This is a genomic window from Kitasatospora mediocidica KCTC 9733, assembly GCF_000744225.1.
GTDB classification, from domain to species: Bacteria; Actinomycetota; Actinomycetes; order Streptomycetales; family Streptomycetaceae; genus Kitasatospora; species Kitasatospora mediocidica.
Map to the genome: position 1 here is coordinate 1,081,280 of NZ_JQLN01000004.1, position 24,223 is coordinate 1,105,502.

1 protein-coding gene is annotated in these 24,223 nt (G+C 73.0%); it reads right to left on the reverse strand.

Translation table 11 applies throughout. From position 1 onward, the window contains the following. Window positions 1-5: 5 nt before the first annotated feature. Window positions 6-24,179, reverse strand: a complete 24,174-nt coding sequence (locus BS80_RS12000; RefSeq protein ID WP_035796309.1) for a type I polyketide synthase — start codon at window positions 24,177-24,179, stop codon at window positions 6-8. Between the last annotated feature and the right edge of the window lie 44 nt (window positions 24,180-24,223).

Here is a 24,223-nt window from a genome sequence, read left to right on the forward strand (position 1 = left end):
TCACGTCAGGACTTTCCGAATTCGTTGTTGATGATGTCGAACAGGTCTTCGGCAGACGCTGATTCGAGCTCTGAGTCGTCGTCGCCCTCGGACCCGTTCCAGGTCCGCAGCAGGGCTTCCAGCCGGGCGGTGACCTGCGCGCGTTCCGCGCTGTCCCCGGGGACTCCGGCGAGGGTGAATTCCAGCTTGTCGATCTCCGCGAGCGCCGGGAGTTGGGGTGTGCCGTCCTCGCCCCGGAGTTCGGACCGCAGGTGGTCCGCGAGCGCCGCGGGCGTCGGGTGGTCGAAGACCAGCGAGGCCGGCAGCCGCAGGCCGGTCGCCGCGTTCAGGCGGTTGCGCAGCTCGACGGCGGTCAGCGAGTCGAAGCCCAGCTCCTTGAACGCCCGGCCCGCCTCGATGTCCGTACCGCCGGTGTGCCCGAGGACGGCTGCGACGTGCGTACGCACCAGGTCGAGCAGGAGGCGCTCGGCCTCCGTACCGGTCAGGCCCGCCAACTGGGTGGCCAGGTCGTCCTGTTCGCCGCCCTCGTCACCGTCCCGGCGGTCGGAGCGCGGTTCGGGCGCCAGGGCGCGGCGGACCTCCGGCAGGTCGGCGATCAGCGGACGCGGACGGGCCGCCGTGAAGGCGGGAGCGAACCGCTCCCAGTCGACGTCGGCGACGCTGAGCGTGGTCTCGTCCTGGTCCAGGGCCTGCTGGAGTGCCTCGATCGCCCGCTCGGGGGCGATCAACGGCAGCCCGCGGCGCCGCAGTTGGTCGGCCGCCTCGTCGTCGGCGACGAGTCCGCCGTCCGCCCACGGACCCCAGGCCACCGAGGTGGCCACCAGCCCACGGGCCCGGCGCTGTTCGGCCAGCGCGTCCAGGAACGCGTTCGCCGCGGCGTAGGCGCTCTGTCCGCCGCTGCCCCAGACACCGGCGATCGAGGAGAACAGCACGAAGGCGTCCAACTCGGTCTCCCCGAGCAGCTCGTCCAGGTGCACGGCGCCGGCGACCTTGGCGGTCACCACCTCGGCGACGTCCGCCGGTCCGGTCTGCGCCAGCTCGGCGAACTGCCCGGCGCCCGCGGTGTGCACCACGGCCGTGAGCGGGTGCTCGGGGTCGACGGCGGCCAGCAGGGCGGCCAGCGCCGCCCGGTCGCTGACGTCGCAGGCGGCGAGCACCACCTCGGCACCCAGTGCGGTGAGTTCGGCGGCCAGCTGCTCGGCGCCCGGGGCCTGCGGCCCACGGCGCCCGGCCAGGATCAGGCGCTGCGCACCGTTGCCGGCCAGCCAGCGGGCCACGTGCGCCCCCAGCGCGCCGGTGCCACCGGTCACCAGGATCGTGCCACGCGGCGTCCACGGCTGGGCGGCTGCCGGGGCGGGCTCGGCGTGCGCGACCCGTCGGCCCAGCAGGCCGGAGGTGCGGATCGCCAGCTGGTCCTCACCCCGGTCGCCGAACCCGCCGAGCACACCGGCCAGTCGGGCGGCGGCCCGCTCGTCGAGCGTCGCGGGCAGGTCGACGAGACCGCCCCAGCGCTCCGGGTGCTCCAGCGCGACCACCCGGCCCAGGCCCCAGACCTGGGCCTGGACGGCGCTGCGCAGCCGGTCCGACGGGCCGGTGGCCACCGCACCCGCGGTGGCGCACCAGAGCGCGGCGTCCACGCCCGCGTCGCCGAGCGCCTGCACCAGAACGCCGGTGAGCAACAGGCCTGCGGGCACCGACGGGTGGGCGGGATGCGGCTGCTCGTCCAGCGCGAGGAGGGAGAACACCCCGCTCACCGTTCCGTCCGCCGCGGCCTCGCGGAGCCGGCCGGCCAGCGCCGCCCTGTCCAGGCCGTCGGCGGCCTGCTCGATCAGGCGGACCTGCGCGCCGCGCTCGGTCAGCGCGCGGACGGCCCGGAGCACCGTGTCGTCCTCGGCGTGCGACGTCGGCACCGCGACCAGCCAACTTCCGGTGAGCACAGCGGTGCTGGGCTCATCCAGCGGCTTCCAGAGCACCCGGTAGCGCCAGGCGTCCAGGGCGGACTGCTCGTGCGTGCGGCGCCGCCACGCGGACAGGGCCGGGAGCAGGGCACTCAGCGGCTGGTCCGCGTCGATCCGCAGGGCCTCGGTGAAGGAGGCGAGGTCCTCGCTCTCCACCGCCGCCCAGAACCGGGCGTCGACCGCGCCCACGGCGCCCGCCTCGGCGGAGCGCTCAACGGCCGCCTCGGCACCGGATTCGAGCCAGTAGCGCCGACGCTGGAAGGCGTAGGTCGGCAGCTCGACCCGGCGGGCGCCGGTCCCGGCGTACAGCGCCGCCCAGTCCGGGGCCGTACCCCGGGCGTGCAGGCGGGCCAGCGCCTCGGTCAGCGTCTGCGCCTCGGGCCGGCCGCCGCGCAGCACCGGGACGAAGGCCGGGTCCGCGTCACCGGTGACGCACTCCTGCGCCAGCGCGCAGAGCACTCCGTCCGGCCCCAACTCCAGGTAGTCGGTCACTCCCTGGGCCTCCAGCGTGCGCACCGCGTCCAGGAACCGGACGGCGTGCCGGACGTGCCGGACCCAGTAGTCGGCATCGCACAGCTCGTCGGTCGTCAGGTGACCGGTGAGCGTGGAGACGATCGGGATCAGCGGCTCGTGGTAGGTCAGTCGCTCGGCGACCTTGCGGAAGCCGGCCAGCATCGCGACCATCCGCGGGGAGTGGAAGGCGTGGCTGACGGTGAGCCGCTTGGTCTTGCGGCCCAGCATCCGGAAATCCTCGGCGATCTCCAGGACGTCGCCCTCGTCGCCGGCCACCACCACGGAGGTCGGGCCGTTCACGGCGGCGATGCTGACCCGCTCGGTGAGCATCGGCAGCACCTCCGCCTCGGCCGCCTCGACGGCCACCATCGCACCACCGGCGGGCAGTTCCTGCATCAGGCGGCCACGCGCCGCCACCAGGGCGGCGGCGTCGGCGAGTGAGAGAACACCCGCGACGTGCGCGGCGGACAGCTCGCCGATCGAGTGACCGGCGAGGAAGTCCGGCCGCACGCCTGCCGCCTCGACCAGGCGGAAGAGGGCCACCTCGATGGCGAACAGTGCGGGCTGGGTGAACTCGGTCCGGTCCAGCAAGTCACCCTCGGAGGCGAACAGGACGTCGTGGAGCGGGCGTTCGAGGTGCCGGTCCAGTTCGGCGGCCACCGCGTCGAGCGCCTCGGCGAACACCTCGCTCGACTCGTACAACTCCCGTCCCATGCCCAGGCGCTGGCTGCCCTGCCCGGTGAACAGGACCGCCGTGCGGCCATCGGCGGACACCCCCTGGAACAGGTTCCCGGCACCCTCGCCCCGCACCAGGGCGTCCAGCCCGGCGAGGAGTTGGTCGCGGTCCCGGCCGACGACCACCGCGCGGCGCTCCAACGTGGAGCGGGACGTCGCCAGCGAGTAGGCGACGTCGAGCGGCCGCAGCTCGGCGTCGCCCGCCAGCCGCTCGCGCAGCCGCTCGGCCTGGGCCCGCAGCGCGTCCTCGCTCTTCGCGGACAGCGGCCACGCCAGCACGTCCGGACGAACGACCGCACGCACGACCGGCGTTGCGGTCACGTCACCGCTCGCGAGGGCCGGTGCCTGCTCAAGGACGGTGTGCGCGTTGGTCCCGCTGAACCCGAAGGACGAGATGCCCGCGCGGCGCGGACGGCCGGTCTCCGGCCACGGCGTCGCCTCGGTCAGCAGCGCGATGTCGCCCGCCGTCCAGTCGACGTGCGGGGTCGGCGCGTCCACGTGCAGCGTCTGCGGCAGCACGCCGTGCTGCATGGCGAGGACCATCTTGATGATGCCCGCCACGCCCGCCGCTGCCTGGGTGTGACCGATGTTGGACTTGATCGAGCCGAGCAGCAACGGCCGGTCGGCGTCACGGTCCTGGCCGTAGGTGGCCAGCAGGGCCTGCGCCTCGATGGGGTCACCGAGCTTGGTGCCGGTGCCGTGCGCCTCGACCGCGTCGATCTCGGCGGGGGTCAGCTGGGCGTTGCTCAGCGCCTGGCGGATGACGCGCTGCTGGGACGGGCCGTTCGGGGCGGTGAGGCCGTTGCTCGCGCCGTCCTGGTTGACGGCGCTGCCCTTGACGATCGCGAGCACCGGGTGCCCGTTGCGCCGCGCGTCGGACAGCCGCTCGACGAGCAGCATGCCCACGCCCTCGCCCCAGCCCGTGCCGTCGGCACCGGCCGCGAAGGCCTTGATCCGGCCGTCGGCGGCCAGACCGCGCTGACGGCTGAACTCGATGAACGCGCCCGGGCTGGACATGATGGTCACGCCGCCGGCCAGCGCAAGCGAGCATTCCCCGCTCCGCAGCGCCTGGATCGCCCAGTGCAGAGCGACCAGCGAGGAGGAGCAGGCCGTGTCGACGGTGACCGCCGGGCCCTCCAGCCCGAAGGTGTACGCCAGTCGGCCGGAGACGACGCTCGCCGCGTTGCCCGTCCCCAGAAAGCCTTCGACGTCCGCCGGGACGGTGCGCAGCGCGGAGTCGTAGTCCTGCCCGTTCGAGCCGACGAAGACACCGGCCGACGTGCCGCGCAGGGCGGCCGGGTCGATGCCCGCCCGCTCGAACGCCTCCCACGCGGTCTCCAGCAGCAACCGCTGCTGCGGGTCCATCGCCAGCGCCTCACGCGGCGAGATCCCGAAGAACGCGGCGTCGAACTGCCCTGCGTCGTAAAGGAATCCGCCCGCGCTCGCGGAGGAGGTGCCCTGCTTGTCGAGGTCCGCGTCGAAGAGTGTGTCGAGGTTCCAGCCACGGTCGGTCGGGAACTGCGCGATCGCGTCCCCTCCCGCCGTGAGCAACTGCCACAGCTCCTCGGGGGTACGCACGCCGCCGGGGAAGCGGCAGCTCATCGCGACGATCGCGATGGGGTCGTCGTCCGTCGCCACCGACGGCGCCAAGTCCCCTGCGCCGACCGCGTCCTGTTGCCCGGTGAGCTCCGTCCGGAGGAAGCCGGCCAGAGCCGACGCGGTCGGGTAGTCGAAGACCAGGGTCGTCGGCAGCTGAACGCCACTTGCGGCACCGAGGCGGTTGCGCAGCTCAACGGCGGTGAGGGAGTCGAAGCCCAGCTCCTTGAACGCCCGGTCGGCGCCCACCGCGTCCGACCCCTCGTGCCCGAGCACCGCCGCGACCTGCGAGCGGACCAGGCCCAGCAGGACGCGCAGTTGCTCGGCCTCGGCGAGACCGACCAGGCGGTCCGCGAGCGAGGAGCCGCCACCGGCCCGGCCGGCGCTGTCGGCGCCGGACTCCGAGATGCCCGCCGAGGTCTCGTGCAGCGCCCGCACCTCGGGGAGGTCGGCCAGCAGCGGGCTCGGCCGGACGGCACCGAAGTCGGGGGCGAACCGTGCCCAATCGACGTCGGCCACGGTCACGGCCGTCTCGTCCAGGTCCAGCGCCCGCTGAAGTGCGGCGATCGCCAGGCCGGACGCCATGGGGGGCATGCCCCCGCGGCGCATCCGCGCCTCCAGCGCCTCGTCCGCCGCCATGCCCGAGCCCGCCCACGGGCCCCACGCGACGGACGTCGCGGGCAAGCCATCGGCGCGGCGCTGCTCGGCCAGCGCGTCCAGGAACGCGTTCGCCGCAGCGTAGTTACCCTGACCCGCCGCACCCACCGTGCCGGTGACCGACGAGAACAGGACGAACGCCGACAGGTCCAAGTCCCTGGTCAGCTCGTCCAGGTTGACCGCCGCATCCACCTTCGCGCGCAACACCGTCGCGAAGCGCTCCGGCGTCAACGCGTCCAGCACGCCGTCATCCAGCACGCCCGCCGCGTGCACCACCGCAGTCGGCGGGAACTCCGCCAACAGACCGGCCAGCGCCTCACGGTCAGCCACATCACACGCGGCGACCGTCACCCGACCGCCCAGCGCCTCCAACTCCGCCTGCAACTCGACCGCGCCCGGCGCCTCCAAGCCCCGACGGCTCGTCAGCACCAGGTGCTCGGCACCAGCGGCGAGCAACCAACGCGCCACCTCGGCACCCAGCGCACCCGTCCCGCCCGTCACCAGCACCGAACCCGTGCCCGGCACCCACGCACGACCTGCCGCACCGGCAGCAGCGGCGCGGACCAGACGACGGCCGAACACCCCAGACGCACGAACCGCAACCTGATCCTCACCCGAGCTCAGGACACCAACCAGACGCTCCAACGCCCGACCGTCCAGCACCGGGGGAAGATCCACCAGACCACCCCAACGCTCCGGGTGCTCCAACCCCACCACCCGGCCCAGACCCCACACCGACGCCTGGCCCGCATCCGGAGCAGCATCCGAACGCCCGGTCGAGACCGCACCCGAGGTCAGCACCCACAACGGGCCGCCGACACTGACGTCACCCAGCGCCTGCACCACGCTCAACACGCCGTCCAGGCCAGCACCCGGCAGCAACACCACACCCGCCACCGGGCCATCCACCGACGCGCGAATCGCCTCACCGACACTGTGGCGGTCGCCCGCCACCTCGACGACCCGCACCTCGGCACCACGACCAGCCAGAGCACCCGCCACCTCGGACGACACCTGCCCCGCAGCCAGCACCAACCACACACCCGACAGGCCACCACCGGCAGACCCCGCCGACAGCGGCTTCCACGTCACCCGGTAACGCCAACCCTCCACCACCGACCGCTCACCCTGCACCCGACGCCACGCCGACAACGCCGGCAACAGCGTCTCCAGCGCGCCTTCACCCGCAACATCCAACGTCGACGCCAACGAAGCGAGATCCCCACGCTCCACGGCATCCCAGAAACCCGCGTCCACCGAGTCCGCGACCGCACTACCCGCCACCATGGCAGCCGGACTGTCCAGCCAGTACCGCTGCCGCTGGAACGCGTAGGTCGGCAGCTCGACCCGGCGCAGACCCGTACCGGCGAAGAACGCCTCCCAGTCCAGGGGAACGCCCCGCACCTGGACTCCGGCGAGCGCCAGGGCCAGGCTCTCGGCCTCGGGCCGGCCCTTGCGCAGCACCGAGACGAACGCGGCGGTGTCCTCGGTGACGCAGTCCTGCGCCAACGCGGTCAGCACACCATCCGGACCCAGCTCCAGGAACGTCGTGACGCCCTGCGCCTCCAACGCCCGCACACCGTCCAGGAACCGGACCGCCTCCCGCACATGCCGCACCCAGAAGTCGGCCGAACCGACTTCCTCCGCCGACACCACAGCGCCGGTCAGGTTCGACACGATCGGGATCGTCGGAGCCTGGAACGTCAGCCCCTCGACAACCGCACGGAAGGCATCGAGCATCGGATCCATCAACGGCGAGTGGAACGCGTGGCTGACGGTCAGCCGCTTGCTCTTGCGACCCGCGAAGCCGGCCGCGACAGCCAGGACCTCGTCCTCGTCACCAGCGATCACCAGCGAGTTCGGACCGTTCACGGCCGCGATGCTCACCCGCTCGGACAACAGCGGCAGCACCTCCGCCTCCGTCGCCTGCAACGCCACCATCGCACCACCGGACGGCAGTTCCTGCATCAGGCGACCGCGAGCGGACACCAGCGTGCAGGCATCCGCCAGCGAGAACACACCTGCCACATGCGCGGCGGCGATCTCACCGATCGAGTGACCCGACACGAAGTCCGGCTTCAGACCCCACGCCTCCACCAACCGGAACAGCGCCACCTCCACCGCGAACAACGCCGGCTGAGTGAACTCCGTCCGGTCCAGCACCGCAGCGTCCTCGCCGAACAGCACATCCTTCAGCGGCAGTTCAAGCTCAGCACACACCGCATCCAACGCAGCCGCGAACACCGGGAACGCCTCATACAGCTCACGCCCCATCCCCAGCCGCTGACTCCCCTGCCCCGTGAACAGGAACGCCGTCCGGCCACCGGCCACCGCGCCCCGCACCACACCGGCCGCCGGTTCGTCGGCGGCCAGGGCGGCCAGACCGCGCAGGAATCCCTCACGGTCCTCGGCCACCAGGGCCGCACGTTCCTCGAAGCCGGCCCGGCCGACCGCCAGCGAGTAGCCGACCTCGTTCAGGCTCAACTCATCGTCCGAGAGCAGCCGTTCGCGCAACCGGCGGGCCTGCTCGCGCAACGCGTCCGGTCCGGTTGCCGAGAGCAGCCAGGGCACCACGGGTGCGGCGACGTCGGTCGCCGGGACGGCGCTGCCGTCCTCGACCGGGGGCGCCTGCTCGATGATGGTGTGCGCGTTGGTCCCGCTGATGCCGAAGGACGAGATACCGGCCCGGCGCACCCGCCCGGTCTCCGGCCAGGCCCGCGCCTCGGTCAGCAACTCGACCGCGCCGTCCGCCCATTCGATCTTCGGGGACGGTGCGTCCACGTGCAGCGTCTGCGGCAGCACGCCGTGGCGCATCGCCATGACCATCTTGATGATGCCCGCGACACCGGCGGCCGCCTGCGTGTGGCCGATGTTCGACTTGATCGAGCCGAGCCAGAGCGGCTGGTCGGCGGACTTCTCCCGCCCGTAGGTGGCCAGCAGCGCCTGCGCCTCGATCGGGTCACCCAGCGTCGTGCCGGTGCCGTGCGCCTCGACCGCGTCAACCTCGGCGGCGGACAACCCCGCGCCGGCCAGCGCCTGCCGGATCACCCGCTGCTGCGAGGGACCGTTCGGCGCCGTGAGGCCGTTGCTCGCGCCGTCCTGGTTCACCGCCGAACCGCGCACCACCGCGAGCACCGGGTGCCCGTTGCGCCGCGCGTCCGACAGCCGCTCCACGAGCAGCATGCCCGCGCCCTCGGACCAGCCGGTGCCGTCGGCGGCGGCCGCGAAGGACTTGCAGCGGCCGTCGGTGGCCAGGCCGCGCTGGCGGCTGAAGTCGACGAAGGTCTCGGGGGTGGCCATCACCGCCACGCCACCGGCCAGCGCCAGCGAGCACTCACCGTTGCGCAGCGCCTGGATCGCCCAGTGCAGAGCGACGAGCGAGGACGAACACGCCGTGTCGACGGTGACCGCCGGGCCCTCCAGGCCGAAGGTGTACGCGACCCGGCCGGAGGCGATGCTGCCCGCGTTGCCGGTGCCGATGTAGCCCTCGACGCCGTCGGGCAGTTCACCCAGGCGGGTGACGTAGTCGTGGTACATCACACCTGCGAAGACGCCGGTGCGGCTGCCGCGCAGGGTGGCCGGGTCGATGCCGGCCCGCTCGAACGCCTCCCAGGACGTCTCCAGCAGCAGTCGCTGCTGCGGGTCCATCGCCAGCGCCTCGCGCGGCGAGATCCCGAAGAACGCGGCGTCGAACTCCGCCACGTCGTGCAGGAATCCGCCCTCGCGGGTGTAGCTGGTGCCGAGCTGGTCAGGGTCCGGGTGGTAGAGCCCGTCGATGTCCCAGCCCCGGTCGGCGGGGAATCCGGAGATTCCGTCGCCGCCGGTGGCGACCAGGCGCCACAGGTCCTCCGGCGACTGCACGCCGCCCGGGAACCGGCAGCTCATGCCGACGATCGCGATCGGGTCGTCGTCGCCGGGCACGAGCACCGTCGCCGGGGCGGTCGGTGCGGCGGCCTGCGTCGTGCCGAGCAGTTCCTCGTGCAGGTAGCGGGCCAGGCCGGCGGGGGTCGGGTAGTCGAAGACGAGCGTGGCGGGCAGTCGCAGCCCGGTGACCGTCTTGAGGTCGTTGCGCAGCTCGACGGCGGTGAGCGAGTCGAAGCCCAGCTCCTTGAACGCCCGTCCAGCCTCGACGGCCTCCGGTCCCGGGTAGCCCAGCACGCCGGCCACCCGGGTGCGGACCAACTCCAGGAGCGCGGACTGCTGTTCGGCCGGCGCGAGCCCGCCGAGACGCTGGGCCAGCGAGGAGCCCTCGGCCACCGCGGCGGCCCGCCGCAGCGGCGGGCGCACCAGGCCGCGCAGCGGCGCCGGCACGGTCCCGGTCGCCGCGGCCTCGGCGTTCAGGCCCGGGTAGTCGAGCCGCATCGGGAAGAGCAGCGCGCCGCCGTCGGCGTGGGCCGCATCGAACAGCGCCAGCCCCTCCTCGGACGGCATCGGCGCGACGCCACCACGGGCGATCCGGCGCAGGTCGACGTCGTCCAGGCGTCCGGTCATCGCGCTGGCCTCGGCCCACAGGCCCCAGGCCAGCGCGGTCGCCGCGAGGCCCCGGGCGGCGCGGTGCTGGGCCAGCGCCTCCAGGAACGCGTTGGCGGCGACGTAGCTGCCCTGGCCCGGCGCGCCGAACACGGCCGCCGCGCCGGAGAACAGCACGAACGAGGCGAGGTCGAGATCCCGGGTCAGCTCGTGCAGGTTCAGCGCGGCGTCCACCTTGGGACGCAGCACCTGCTCGACCCGCTCGGGCGTCAGGGACTCGATGACGCCGTCGTCCAGCACACCGGCGGCGTGCACCACGCCGGTCAGCGGGTGCGCGGGGTCGATCCCGGCGAGCAGCTCGGCGAGCGCGTCGCGGTCGGCGACGTCGCAGGCCGCCCAGGTCACGGCCGCACCGGCCGCAACGAGCTCCGCCCGGAGCTCGTCGGCCCCGGCGGCGTCGGCACCCCGGCGGCTGACCAGCAGCAGCCGGCGCGCGCCGTGGACGGAGACCAGGTGACGGGCGAACAGGCCGCCGAGCGTTCCGGCGGCACCGGTGAGCAGGACGGTGCCCTGCGGATCGAGCACCGGCGCGGACGGCAGCTGCTCGTCGTCCTCGGCGCCGGTGGCGGCGACCGGCACCCGGGCCAGTCGCGGCACCAGCACCGCGCCGTCGCGCAGGGAGAGTTCCGGCTCGTCCAGCGTCAGCGCGGCGGGCACCGCGAGGCGCGAGGCCTCCAGGTCGTCCAGGTCGAGCAGGACCAGTCGGCCGGGGTTCTCCGACTGCGCGGAACGGAACAGCCCGCGCGCGGCGGCGTGTACCAGATCGGCCACGTCGGCGCCGGGCTCGGTCGCCACCGCCTCGCGCGTCAGCAGCACGAGTCGCGTCTCGGCGAAGCGCTCGTCGGCCAGCCAGGACTGGAGCAGCGCCAACACGCGCTGGGTGGCGGCGTGCACGGCGGACGCCTCCGCCGGGACGGTGGTCGGGGCGGCGGTCGTGCTGTCGCTGTCGAGCACGCCGGCGGTGTCGAGGAACACGGTGTGCGGCACGGGCGCACCGGCGTCGACGGCCGTCCGCAGCGCCGCCAGGTCGACGTGACCGTCGATCCGGAGGCCGGGCCCGAAGACACCGGTCAGTGCCGTGGCTGCCGTGCTCAGAACGGCCCAGCCGTCCGGACGCTCGGGCGACACAGCGGCTGCGGCCGACGCGGCCGGCATCGGCGCGGCGATCCAGTCCAGCCGGAACAGCGAGCGGTGCAGGTCGCTCCGGGCGGCCCGGACCTGGTCGGCGGAGGCCGGCCGCAGCGCGACCGACTCGACGGTGACGACCGGTTGGCCCGTCCCGTCGGCCACCAGCAACGACACCGCGTGCGGCGACTGCTCGGACAGCCGGACCCGGAGCGCACCGGCACCGGCGGCCAGCAGCTGGACCCCGCTCCACGCGAACGGGAGCAGCGCGCCGGCGGCCAGCGCCGCTTCGCGGTCGGGGCTGTCCAGGCCGATGACGTGCAGGCAGGAGTCGAGCAGCGCGGGGTGCAGGCCGAACCGACGCGGCTCCGCGCCAGCGGCCTCCTGCGGGAGCTCGACCTCGGCGAACAGGTCGCCGCCGAGCCGCCAGGCGGCCCGCAGGCCCTGGAAGACCGGCCCGTAGCCGAGGCCGGCACCGGCCAGCTCCTCGTAGAGCCCGTCGACGCTGACGCGCGAGGCGCCCTTCGGCGGCCAGACCGCGAGGTCGCCCGCCGGGGTCCGGCTGCCGGGCGCCAGCACGCCGGTGGCGTTGCGCGTCCACGGCTCGGTCGCGAGCGCGTCGCGCCGGCGGGAGTGCAGGCTGAAGGAACGGCGACCGGAATCGTCGGGACCCTCCACCACCAGCTGCAACTGCACCGCCACCTGCTCCGGCAGCGCGAGCGGCGCCTCCAGCGTCAGTTCGTCCAGCAGGTCGCAGCCGACCTGGGAACCTGCGTGCAGCGCGAGTTCGACGAAGGCGGTGCCGGGCAGCAGGACGGTGCCCAGGACAGCGTGGTCGGCCAGCCACGGGTGGGTCCGGGTGGCCAGCAGGCCGGTGAAGAGGAAGCCGTCCGTGTCCGCCAGGGCAACGGCCGCACCGAGCAGCGGGTGGTCCGACTGCCCCAGCCCGACCGACTCCGGGTCACCGGCCGCCAGGGCGACGGCATCCGGCCAGTAGCGCTGGTGCTGGAAGGCGTAGGTGGGCAGCTCGACGGTGCGGGCACCCGTGCCCGCGAAGACCTGCGCCCACTCCACCGCGACGCCCCGCACATGGGCCCGCGCGACGGCGGCAACCAGCGACTCGGCCTCGGGGCGACCCTTGCGCAGCACCGGGACGAAGGACGCGGCGTCACCGGTCACGCACTCCTGCCCCAGCGCGGAGAGCACACCGTCCGGGCCCAGCTCGACGAACGTCGTGACGCCCTGCGCTTCGAGGCTGCGGACACCGTCCAGGAAGCGCACGGCCTCGCGCACGTGCCGGACCCAGAAGTCGGCGGAGCCGACTTCGCCGGTCAGGTTGGAGACGATCGGGATCGCCGGGGCGTGGAACGTCAGGCTCTCGACGACCTCGCGGAACGCGTCGAGCATCGGCTCCATCAGCGGCGAGTGGAACGCGTGGCTGACCGTGAGGCGCTTGCTCTTGCGACCGGCCACGACGGCCAGGACCTCGTCCTCGTCACCAGCGATCACCAGCGAGGTCGGACCGTTCACGGCGGCGATGCTCACCCGCTCGGTGAGCAGCGGAAGCACCTCGTCCTCGGTGGCCTGGATCGCCACCATCGCGCCACCGGCGGGCAGTTCCTGCATGAGACGGCCACGAGCAGCCACCAACGTGCAGGCATCCGAGAGCGACAGAACACCCGCCACATGCGCAGCGGCGATCTCACCGATCGAGTGACCCGACAGGAAGTCCGGCCGCAGGCCCCACGCCTCGACGAGGCGGAACAACGCCACCTCGATGGCGAACAGCGCCGGCTGGGTGAACTCCGTCCGGTTCAGGATCTCGGCGTCGTCGCCGAACAGCACGTCCCGCAGCGGCCGTTCGAGGTGCGCGTCCAGGTGGGCGCAGACCTCGTCCAGGGCATCGGCGAACACCGGGTAGGCGTCGTACAGTTCACGCCCCATCCCCAGCCGCTGGCTGCCCTGGCCGGTGAAGAGGAACGCCGTCTTGCCAGCGGCGACCGTCCCCCGCACCAGGCCCGAGGCCGCCGACTCGCCTGCGGCCAGCGCCTCCAGCCCCCGCAGCAGCTCGTCACGGCTGTCGGCAGTCACCACCGCACGGTGGTCCAGGGCGCTCCGGCCGACGGCCAGCGAGTGGGCGACGTCGAGCAACGCCGGCTCGGACTGTGCCGCGACATGGTCGTGCAGGCGCTGGGCCTGGGCCGCCAGGGCGTCGGCGCTCTTCGCCGAGAGCAGGAAGGGCAGCGGCACCGGGGTGCCACCGGTCAAGACAGCGGGTTCGGCAGCCGGGGCCTGCTCGATGATGGTGTGCGCGTTGGTCCCGCTGATGCCGAAGGACGAGATGCCGGCCCGGCGCGGACGGCCGGTCTCGGGCCACGGCGTCGCCTCGGTGAGCAGCTCGACCGCGCCGGCCGTCCAGTCCACGTGCGGGGTCGGCGCGTCCACATGCAAGGACTGCGGGAGCACGCCGTGCTGCATCGCCAGCACCATCTTGATGATGCCCGCCACACCCGCCGCCGCCTGGGTGTGACCGATGTTCGACTTGACCGAGCCAAGCAGCAACGGCCGCTCGGCGTCTCGGTCCTGGCCGTAGGTGGCCAGCAGCGCCTGGGCCTCGATCGGGTCACCGAGCGTCGTGCCGGTGCCGTGCGCCTCGACCGCGTCGACCTCGCCGGTCGACAGTCCGGCACTCGCCAGCGCCTGGCGGATCACGCGCTGCTGCGACGGGCCGTTCGGGGCCGTGAGGCCGTTGCTCGCACCGTCCTGGTTGACGGCCGAGCCACGCACCACCGCGAGCACCGGGTGCCCGTTGCGCCGCGCGTCCGACAGCCGCTCCACGAGCAGCATGCCGACACCCTCGCCCCAACCCGTGCCGTCGGCACCGGCCGCGAAGGCCTTGATCCGGCCGTCAACGGCCAGACCGCGCTGACGGCTGAAGTCGATGAAGTTCTCCGGCGTGGACATCACCGTGACGCCGCCGACGAGCGCGAGCGAGCACTCCCCCTGCCGCAGCGCCTGCGCCGCGAGGTGCAGCGCGACCAGCGAGGAGGAACAGGCCGTGTCGACCGTGACCGCCGGGCCCTCCAAGCCGAAGGTGTAGGACAGCCGGCCCGAGACCACACTCGCCGCGTTGCCGGTCCCCAGGTGGCCCTCCAGGCCCTCGGGGGCCTTCATCAGCAGCGTCAGGTAGTCCTGACCGTTGGTGCCGACGAAGACGCCGGCCTGGCTGCCGCGCAGCGTGGCCGGGTCGATGCCCGCCCGCTCGAACGCCTCCCACGAGGTCTCCAGCAGCAACCGCTGCTGCGGGTCCATCGCCAGCGCCTCACGCGGCGAGATCCCGAAGAACGCGGCGTCGAACTCCGCGACGTCGTACAGGAACCCGCCCTCACGCACATACGACGTGCCCTGCGCATCGGGATCCACGTCGTACAACCCCGCCAGGTCCCACCCACGGTCGGCCGGGAACCCGGCCACCGCGTCACCACCCTCCACCAACAGCCGCCACAACCCCTCCGGCGACCGCACACCACCCGGGAACCGGCAGCTCATCGCGACGATGGCGATGGGGTCGTCGTCGACTGCGACCGTCACCGGACCGGTGACGTCGGCCTCGCCTCCGAGAAGCTCCGCGAGCAGGTGCTCGGTGAGCACCGCCGACGACGGGTAGTCGTAGATCAGCGTCGTCGGCAGCCGCAGACCGGTCGCCGCGTTCAGACGGTTGCGCAGCTCGACAGCGGTCAGCGAGTCGAAGCCCAACTCCTTGAACGCCCGCTCCGCCTCCACCGCCTCGGCACCCGCATGCCCGAGGACACCCGCCACGGCGGAACGCACCACATCCAGCAGCACCCGCTGCCGCTCCACCACCGACAGACCCGCAAGCCGACCCGCCAACGTCCCGGCATCAGCCGCTACGGCCGTCGGTGCCGCCACGGTCTCCCGCGTCTTCCGCAGCTCGGGCAGGTCCGCCACCAGCGGACTCGGCCGCGACGCCACGAGGCCCGGAGCAAACCGCTCCCAGTCGATGTCCGCGACGGTCACGGCCGTCTCGTCCAGGTCAAGCGCCCGCTGAAGCGCCGCGATCGCCAGCCGGGCAGCCATCGGCGGCACGCCCTCGCGGCGCATCCGCGCCTCCAGCGCCTCGTCGGCGGCCATGCCGGAGCCCGCCCACGGGCCCCACGCGACGGACGTCGCGGGCAGACCCTCAGCGCGACGCTGCTCCGCCAGCGCGTCCAGGAGCGCGTTCGCCGCAGCGTAGTTGCCCTGGCCGGCCGTGCCGACCGTCCCCGTGATCGAGGAGAACAGCACGAACGCCGAGAGGTCCAACTCGCTGGTCAGCTCGTGGAGATACAGAGCCGCCCGGGCCTTCGCCGCGAGCACGCGCTCCATACGCTCCGGCGTCAGCGCGTCCAGCACGCCGTCATCCAGCACACCGGCCGCGTGCACCACCGCAGTCGGCGGGAACTCCGCCAGCAGGGCGGCCAGCGCGTCACGGTCGGCCACGTCACACGCGGCGACCGTCACCCGGCCGCCCAGCGCCTCCAACTCATCGCGCAACTCGACCGCGCCCGGCGCCTCCAGGCCCCGACGGCTCGTCAACACCAGGTGCTCGGCACCAGCGGCGACCAGCCAACGCGCCACCTCGGCACCCAGCGCACCCGTACCGCCCGTCACCAGCACCGAACCCGTGCCCGGCACCCACGCACGACCCACCGCACCGGCAGCAGCGGCGCGGACCAGACGACGGCCGAACACCCCCGACGCACGAACCGCAACCTGATCCTCACCCGAGCCCGCCAGCACGCCCACCAGACGCTCCAACGCCCGACCGTCCAGCACCGGGGGAAGATCGACCAAACCACCCCAACGCTCGGGGTGCTCCAACCCCACCACGCGACCCAGACCCCACACCGAAGCCTGGCCCGTATCCGGAGCAACATCCGAACGGCCCACCGACACCGCACCCGCCGTCAACACCCACAACGGACCACCGACACTGACGTCACCCAGCGCCTGCACCACACTCAACACGCCATCCAGGCCAGCACCCGGCAGCAACACCACACCCGCCACCGGACCATCCACCGACGCCCGCAGAGCCTCACCAACGCCGTCGCGGTCCCCCGCCACCTCCACAACCCGCACCTCAGCACCAGCACCCCCCAGAGCCGCCGCCACCTCCGACGACACCTGACCCGCAGCCAGCACCAACCACACACCCGACAACCCACCACGAGCCGCAACACCAGCCAGCGGCTTCCACGTCACCCGGTAGCGCCAACCCTCCACCACCGACCGCTCACCCTGCACCCGACGCCACGCCGACAACGCCGGCAACACCGCACCCAACGACAGCGCGGGATCCACCGCCAACTCCGCCGCCAACGCCTCCAGATCCCCACGCTCCACCACCTCCCAGAACCGCTGATCCGCAGCATCCTGGACAAGCACCTCACCGACGACCGGCCCGGCCTCCAGCCAGAACCGCTCACGCTGGAACGCGTACGTCGGCAATTCGACGCGACGCGCACCCGTACCGGCGAAGAACGCCTTCCAGTCCAGCGCGACACCCCGGACGTGCACCTGAGCGAGCGCGGCCGTCAGCGACTCGCCCTCGTCCCGGCCCTTGCGCAGTGCCGAGACGAACGCGGCGGTGTCCTCGGTGACGCAGTCCTGTGCCAACGCGGTCAGCACACCGTCCGGACCCAGCTCCAGGAACGTCGTGACGCCCTGCGCCTCCAACGCCCGCACACCGTCCAGGAACCGGACCGCCTCCCGCACGTGGCGGACCCAGAAGTCGGCGGAACCGACTTCCTCCGCCGACACCACAGCGCCGGTCAGGTTCGACACGATCGGAATCTCCGGAGCCTGGAACGTCAGCCCCTCCGCCACCTCACGGAACGCGTCAAGCATCCCGTCCATCAACGGCGAGTGGAACGCGTGGCTGACGGTGAGGCGCTTGCTCTTGCGACCCGCGAAGCCGGCCGCGACGGCCAGGACCTCGTCCTCGTCACCAGCGATCACCAGCGAGTTCGGACCGTTCACGGCCGCGATGCTCACCCGCTCGGACAGCAGCGGCAACACCTCCGCCTCCGTCGCCTGCAACGCCACCATCGCACCACCGGACGGCAGTTCCTGCATCAGACGCCCACGAGCAGCCACCAGCGCACACGCATCCGCCAGCGACAGCACACCCGCCACATGCGCGGCAGCGATCTCACCGATCGAGTGACCCGACACGAAGTCCGGCCGCAGACCCCACACCTCCACCAACCGGAACAGCGCCACCTCCACCGCGAACAACGCCGGCTGAGTGAACTCCGTCCGGTCCAGCACCGCAGCATCATCGCCGAACAGCACGTGGTGCAAAGGCAGTTCGAGGTGCGCGTCGAGCTCGGCGCAGACCGCGTCGAACGCGTCGGCGAACACGGGGTAGGCGTCGTAGAGTTCACGCCCCATCCCGAGCCGCTGACTGCCCTGGCCGGTGAACAGGAACGCCGTCTTGCCACCGGCCACCGTCCCCCGCACCAGACCGGAGCCCGCCGACTCGCCTGCGGCCAGCACCGCCAGGCCCTCGATGAGCTCGTCGCGCCCACCGGCCAGCAGAGCCGCGCGATCGTCCAGCGCCGAGCGGCTGCTGGCGAGCGAGAAGGCGAGGTCGGCCGGCGTCAGTTCGGGGTGGGACAGCAGGTGCGCACCGAGCTCGGCAGCCTGGGCACGCAGCGCCTCGCCGCCCTTCGCCGACAGCAGGAACGGCAGCGACGACGACAACGAGCCCTGCCCGAGAACGGGTTCGGCGGGTTCAGCAGCCGGGGCCTGCTCGATGATGGTGTGCGCGTTGGTCCCGCTCAGGCCGAAGGACGAGACACCCGCCCGGCGCGGACGGCCGGTCTCGGGCCAGTCCCGCGCCTCCGTCAGCAACTCGACCGCGCCGGCCGTCCAGTCCACGTGCGGCGTCGGCGCGTCCACATGCAGCGTCTGCGGCAGCACGCCGTGCTGCATCGCCAGCACCATCTTGATGATGCCCGCCACACCCGCCGCCGCCTGAGTGTGACCGATGTTCGACTTGACCGATCCGAGCAGCAACGGCCGCTCGGCGTCACGGTCCTGGCCGTAGGTCGCCAGCAGCGCCTGCGCCTCGATCGGGTCACCCAGCGTCGTGCCGGTGCCGTGCGCCTCGACCGCGTCCACCTCGGCGGCGGACAGACCCGCGCCGGCCAGCGCCTGCCGGATCACCCGCTGCTGCGAGGGACCGTTCGGGGCCGTCAGACCGTTGCTCGCGCCGTCCTGGTTCACCGCCGAGCCACGCACCACCGCGAGCACCGGGTGCCCATTGCGCCGCGCGTCCGACAGCCGCTCCACGAGCAGCATGCCGACACCCTCGCCCCAACCCGTGCCATCGGCACCGGCCGCGAAGGCCTTGACCCGGCCGTCAACGGCCAAGCCGCGCTGACGGCTGAAGTCGACGAACGGCTCGGCCGTGGACATCACCGTGACGCCGCCGACGAGCGCGAGCGAGACCTCACCCTGCCGCAGCGCCTGGGCGGCCAGGTGCAGGGCCACCAGCGAGGAGGAACAGGCCGTGTCGACCGTGACCGCCGGGCCCTCAAGCCCGAAGGTGTAGGACAGCCGGCCCGAGACCACACTCGCCGCGTTGCCGGTGCCCATGTGACCCTCAAGGCCCTCGGGCGGGGTGGAGACCAGTGCGGCGTAGTCCTGGCCGTTGGTGCCCGCGAAGACACCGGTCTTGCTGCCGCGCAGGGTGGCCGGGTCGATGCCCGCCCGCTCGAACGCCTCCCACGCGGTCTCCAGCAGCAACCGCTGCTGCGGGTCCATCGCCAGCGCCTCACGCGGCGAGATCCCGAAGAACGCGGCGTCGAACTCCGCGACGTCGTACAGGAACCCGCCCTCACGCACATACGACGTGCCCTGCGCATCGGGATCCGCGTCGTACAACCCCGCCAGGTCCCACCCACGGTCGGCCGGGAACCCGGCCACCGCGTCGCCACCCTCCACCAACAGCCGCCACAACCCCTCCGGCGACCGCACACCACCCGGGAACCGGCAGCTCATCGCGACGATCACCACCGGGTCGTCGTCCACCGCCAGCATCGGGGACACCGGCTCGGCCACCGCCGTTCCCACGCCGGACAGTTCGGCACCCAGGTGCCCCGCCAACGCCGCCGACGACGGGTAGTCGTAGATCAGCGTCGTCGGCAGCCGCAGACCGGTCGCCGCGTTCAGACGGTTGCGCAGCTCGACAGCGGTCAGCGAGTCGAAGCCCAACTCCTTGAACGCCCGCTCCGCCTCCACCGCCTCGGCACCCGCATGCCCGAGCACGTCCGCCACGGCGGAACGCACCACATCCAGCAGCACCCGCTGCCGCTCCACCACCGCCAGACCCGCAAGCCGACCCGCCAACGTCCCGGCATCAGCCGCTACCGCCTGCAACGTGCCGTCGGTGACGATCACGTCCGAGGTACGGCTCCGCACCGGACGCTCGGTGAGCAGCGCGCTCGGCCGGGCGGCGGTGAAGAACGGCAGGAAGCGGTCCCAGTCGATGTCGGCGACGGTCACGCCCGTCTCGTCCAGGTCCAGCGCCCGCTGAAGCGCGGCGATCGCGAGATCGGCGGCCATCGGCGGCATGCCCTCGCGGCGCATCCGCGCCTCCAGCGCACCGTCGGCCGCCATGCCGGAGCCCGCCCACGGCCCCCACGCGACGGACGTCGCGGGCAGACCCTCGGCGCGGCGCTGCTCGGCCAGCGCGTCCAGGAACGCGTTCGCCGCAGCGTAGTTACCCTGACCCGCCGCACCCACCGTGCCGGTGACCGACGAGAACAGGACGAACGCCGACAGGTCCATCGCTCGCGTCAGCTCGTCCAGGTTGACCGCCGCATCCACCTTCGCGCGCAACACCGTCGCGAAGCGCTCCGGCGTCAACGCGTCCAGCACGCCGTCATCCAGCACACCGGCCGCGTGCACCACCGCAGTCGGCGGGAACTCCGCCAACAGACCCGCCAGCGCCTCACGGTCAGCCACATCACACGCGGCGACCGTCACCCGACCGCCCAGCGCCTCCAACTCATCGCGCAACTCCGCAGCGCCCGGCGCCTCCAGGCCCCGACGGCTCGTCAACACCACATGCTCAGCGCCCGCGCCGACCAGCCAACGCGCCACCTCAGCACCCAGCGCACCCGTCCCGCCCGTCACCAGCACCGAACCAGCGCCCGGCACCCACGCACGCCCTGCCGCACCGGAAGAGGCGCGGACCAGACGACGGCCGAACACCCCCGACGCACGAACCGCAACCTGATCCTCATCCGAGCTCAGGACACCAACCAGACGCTCCAACGCCCGACCGTCCAGCACCGGGGGAAGATCCACCAGACCACCCCAACGCTCCGGGTGCTCCAACCCGACCACGCGACCCAGACCCCACACCGACGCCTGACCCGCATCCGGAGCAGCATCCGAACGCCCGGTCGAGACCGCACCCGAGGTCAGCACCCACAACGGGCCGCCGACACTGACGTCACCCAGCGCCTGCACCACACCCAGAACACCGTCCAGGCCAGCACCCGGCAGCAACACCACACCCGCCACCGGACCATCCACCGACGCCCGCAGAACCTCACCAACGCTGTGGCGGTCCCCCGCCACCTCCACAACCCGCACCTCGGCACCAGCACCGGCCAAAGCACCCGCCACCTCGGACGACGCCTGACCCGCAGCCAACACCAACCACACACCCGACAACCCCGCACGAGCCGCAACACCGGCCAGCGGCTTCCACGTCACCCGGTAGCGCCAACCCTCCACCACCGACCGCTCACCCTGCACCCGACGCCACGCCGACAACGCCGGCAACACCGCACCCAACGACAGCGCGGGATCCACCGCCAACTCCGCCGCCAACGCCTCCAGATCCCCGCGCTCCACCACCTCCCAGAACCGCTGATCCGCAGCATCCTGGACAAGCACCTCACCGACGACCGGCCCGGCCTCCAGCCAGTACCGCTGCCGCTGGAACGCGTACGTCGGCAACTCGACCCGGCGCGCACCCGTACCGGCGTATGCCGCAGCCCAGTTCACCTGCTTGCCCCGGACGTGCGCCAGCGCCACCGCGCGGACGAGCGTCTCGGGCTCGGGACGGGAGGCGCGCAGCAGCGGCGTGAAGACCGGGGCGACAGCCAGGTCGCCGCCGGCCAGGCAGTCCTGGGCCATCGCCGAGAGCACGCCGTCGGGGCCCAGCTCCAGGAAGGTCGTCGCACCGCGCTCCGCCAGCGTGCGGATGCCGTCCAGGAACCGCACGGCGTCCCGGACATGGCGGACCCAGTACTCGGGCGAGCAGAGTTCCTCGGCACCGGCGATCCGACCGGTCACGTTCGAGACGATCGGGATACGCGGCGGCGCATACTCCAACACCTGGGCCACTCGCCGGAATTCGGCGAGCATGTCGTCCATGCGCGGCGAGTGGAAGGCGTGGCTGACGGTCAGCCGCTTCGTCTTGCGGCCCTCGAAACCGGCCACCAAGGCCAGCACCGCATCCTCGTCACCGGCCACCACCACCGAGTTCGGACCGTTGACGGCCGCGATGCTCACCCGCTCGGTCAGCAGCGGCAGCACCTCCGCCTCGGTCGCCTGAACCGCCACCATCGCACCACCGGCGGGGAGTTGCTGCATCAGTCGGCCACGGGCCGCGACCAGCGCGCAGGCGTCCTCCAGCGACAGCACACCGGCCACGTGCGCGGCGGCCAGCTCACCGATCGAGTGGCCGGACAGGACGTCCGGGCGCAGACCCCACGCCTCCACGAGCCGGAACAGCGCCACCTCCACCGCGAACAACGCGGGCTGGGTGTAGTCGGTACGGTCGAGCAGGGCCGCCTCCGGCGAGCCGGGCTCGGCGAAGAGCACGTCGCGCAGCGGGACTTCGAGCTGCTCCTCCAGGTACCAGCAGGCGTCGTCCAGCGCCTCGGCGAACACCGGGTAGGCGTCGTAGAGTTCACGTCCCATCCCGAGCCGCTGGCTGCCCTGGCCGGTGAACAGGAAGGCGAGCTTGCCGGTGGCCGGGGCACCGCGCAGCAGGCGCGGGTCCTCCTCGCCGGCGGCGAGGGAGGCCAGCAGGTCGAGGAAGGCCGCGCGGTCCTCGGCGACCAGGACGGCCCGCTGCTCGAACTCCGCGCGGGTGGACGCCAGCGAGTAGCCGACATCGACGGGCGAGAGCTGCGGCTCGGCCTCCAGCCGGGCCCGCAGCCGGTCGGCCTGGCCGCGCAGCGCGTCCGGTGTCCGCGCCGAGAGCGACCACGGCAGGACGCCGCCCTCGAACGAACCGCCGGCCGCGTCGCCCTCACCCTCCGACAGCGACGGCGACGGCGACAGCGACGGCGACGGCTGCTCGATGATGGCGTGGGCGTTGGTCCCGCTCATGCCGAACGACGACACGGCGGCCCGGCGCACCCGCCCGGTCTCCGGCCACGCCCGCGCCTCGGTCAGCAGCTCGACGTCGCCCGCCGTCCAGTCCACGTGCGGGGTCGGCGCGTCCACGTGCAGCGTGCGCGGCAGCACCCCGTGCCGCATCGCCATGACCATCTTGATGATGCCGCCGACACCGGCAGCCGCCTGGGTGTGGCCGATGTTCGACTTCAGCGAGCCGAGCCAGAGCGGGCGCTCGGCCTCCCGGCCCTGACCGTAGGTCGCCAGCAGCGCCTGCGCCTCGATCGGGTCGCCGAGGCTGGTGCCCGTGCCGTGCGCCTCCACCACGTCGACGTCCGCCGCCGAGAGCCGGGCGTTGGCCAGGGTCTGTCGGATCACGCGCTGCTGGGCCGGGCCGCTGGGCGCGGTGAGGCCGTTGCTGGCGCCGTCCTGGTTGATGGCGGTGCCCCGGATGACGGCGAGGACCTGGTGGCCGTTGCGCTCGGCGTCCGAGAGCCGCTCGACGAGCAGCGTCCCGGCGCCCTCGCCCCACGCGGTGCCGTCCGCCGCCGCCGCGAACGGCTTGCAACGGCCGTCGGCGGCCAACCCGCGCTGGCGGCTGAAGGCGACGAACGAGCCGGGGTTGGCCATCACGGCGACGCCGCCGGCCAGCGCGAGCGAGCACTCGCCGCTGCGCAGCGCCTGCACGGCGAGGTGCAGCGCGACCAACGAGGACGAGCACGCGGTGTCGACGGTGACCGTGGGGCCCTCGAAGCCGAAGGTGTAGGCGATCCGTCCGGAGGCGACGCTGGCGGCGTTGCCGGTCACCAGGAAGCCTTCGAGGCCCGCCTCGGCCTCGTGCAGGCGCGGTCCGTACTCCTGGGCCTCGGCTCCGACGAACACGCCGACCTGGCCGCCGCGCACCAGCGCGGGGTTGATCCCGGCGCGCTCGAACGCCTCCCAGGACGTCTCCAGCAGCAGCCGCTGCTGCGGGTCCATCGCCATCGCCTCACGCGGGGAAATGCCGAAGAACGCCGGGTCGAACTCGTCCGCGTCGTGCAGGAATCCGCCCTCGCGGGCATAGCTGCTGCCCGCGTGGTCGGGGTCCGGGTGATACAGGCCGGAAAGGTCCCAGCCGCGCCCTTCCGGGAATTCGGAAATGACGTCCCGGCCGTCCGCGACGAGGTCCCAGAGTTCTTCCGGGGAACGCACGCCGCCGGGAAAGCGGCAGCTCATTCCGACGATGGCGATCGGCTCGTCGTCCGCGAAGGAGGCGGCCGTGAGCGTGGTCGCAACCTCGCTCAGGCCCAGCAGCCGCCCGTGCAGGTGACGCGCCAGCTCGGCGGGGGTGGGGTGGTCGAAGGCCAGCGTCACCGGCAGCTTCAGCCCGGTGGCGGCGGTCAGCCTGGCGTGCAGGTGAACCGTGGCCAGCGAGTCGAACCCGAGCTCCAGGAAGGGCCGGTAGGGGTCGAGGGAGTCCGGCGCGTGGTCGCGCAGGGCCGCCGAGACCAGCTCACCGACCCAGTCGAGGATTGCCTCGCCGCGCTGCCCCTCGGGCAGCTCCTCAAGCCGTTGCCGCCACGACGAGACCTCGTCGGGACGCGTGTCCCGCAATTCGGTGTGCTCGGGCGTGAAATCCTCGGACTCACTCATCATCGCGCCCCAATATCCCCGCAGACATCAACCAGACCAATCGGCAG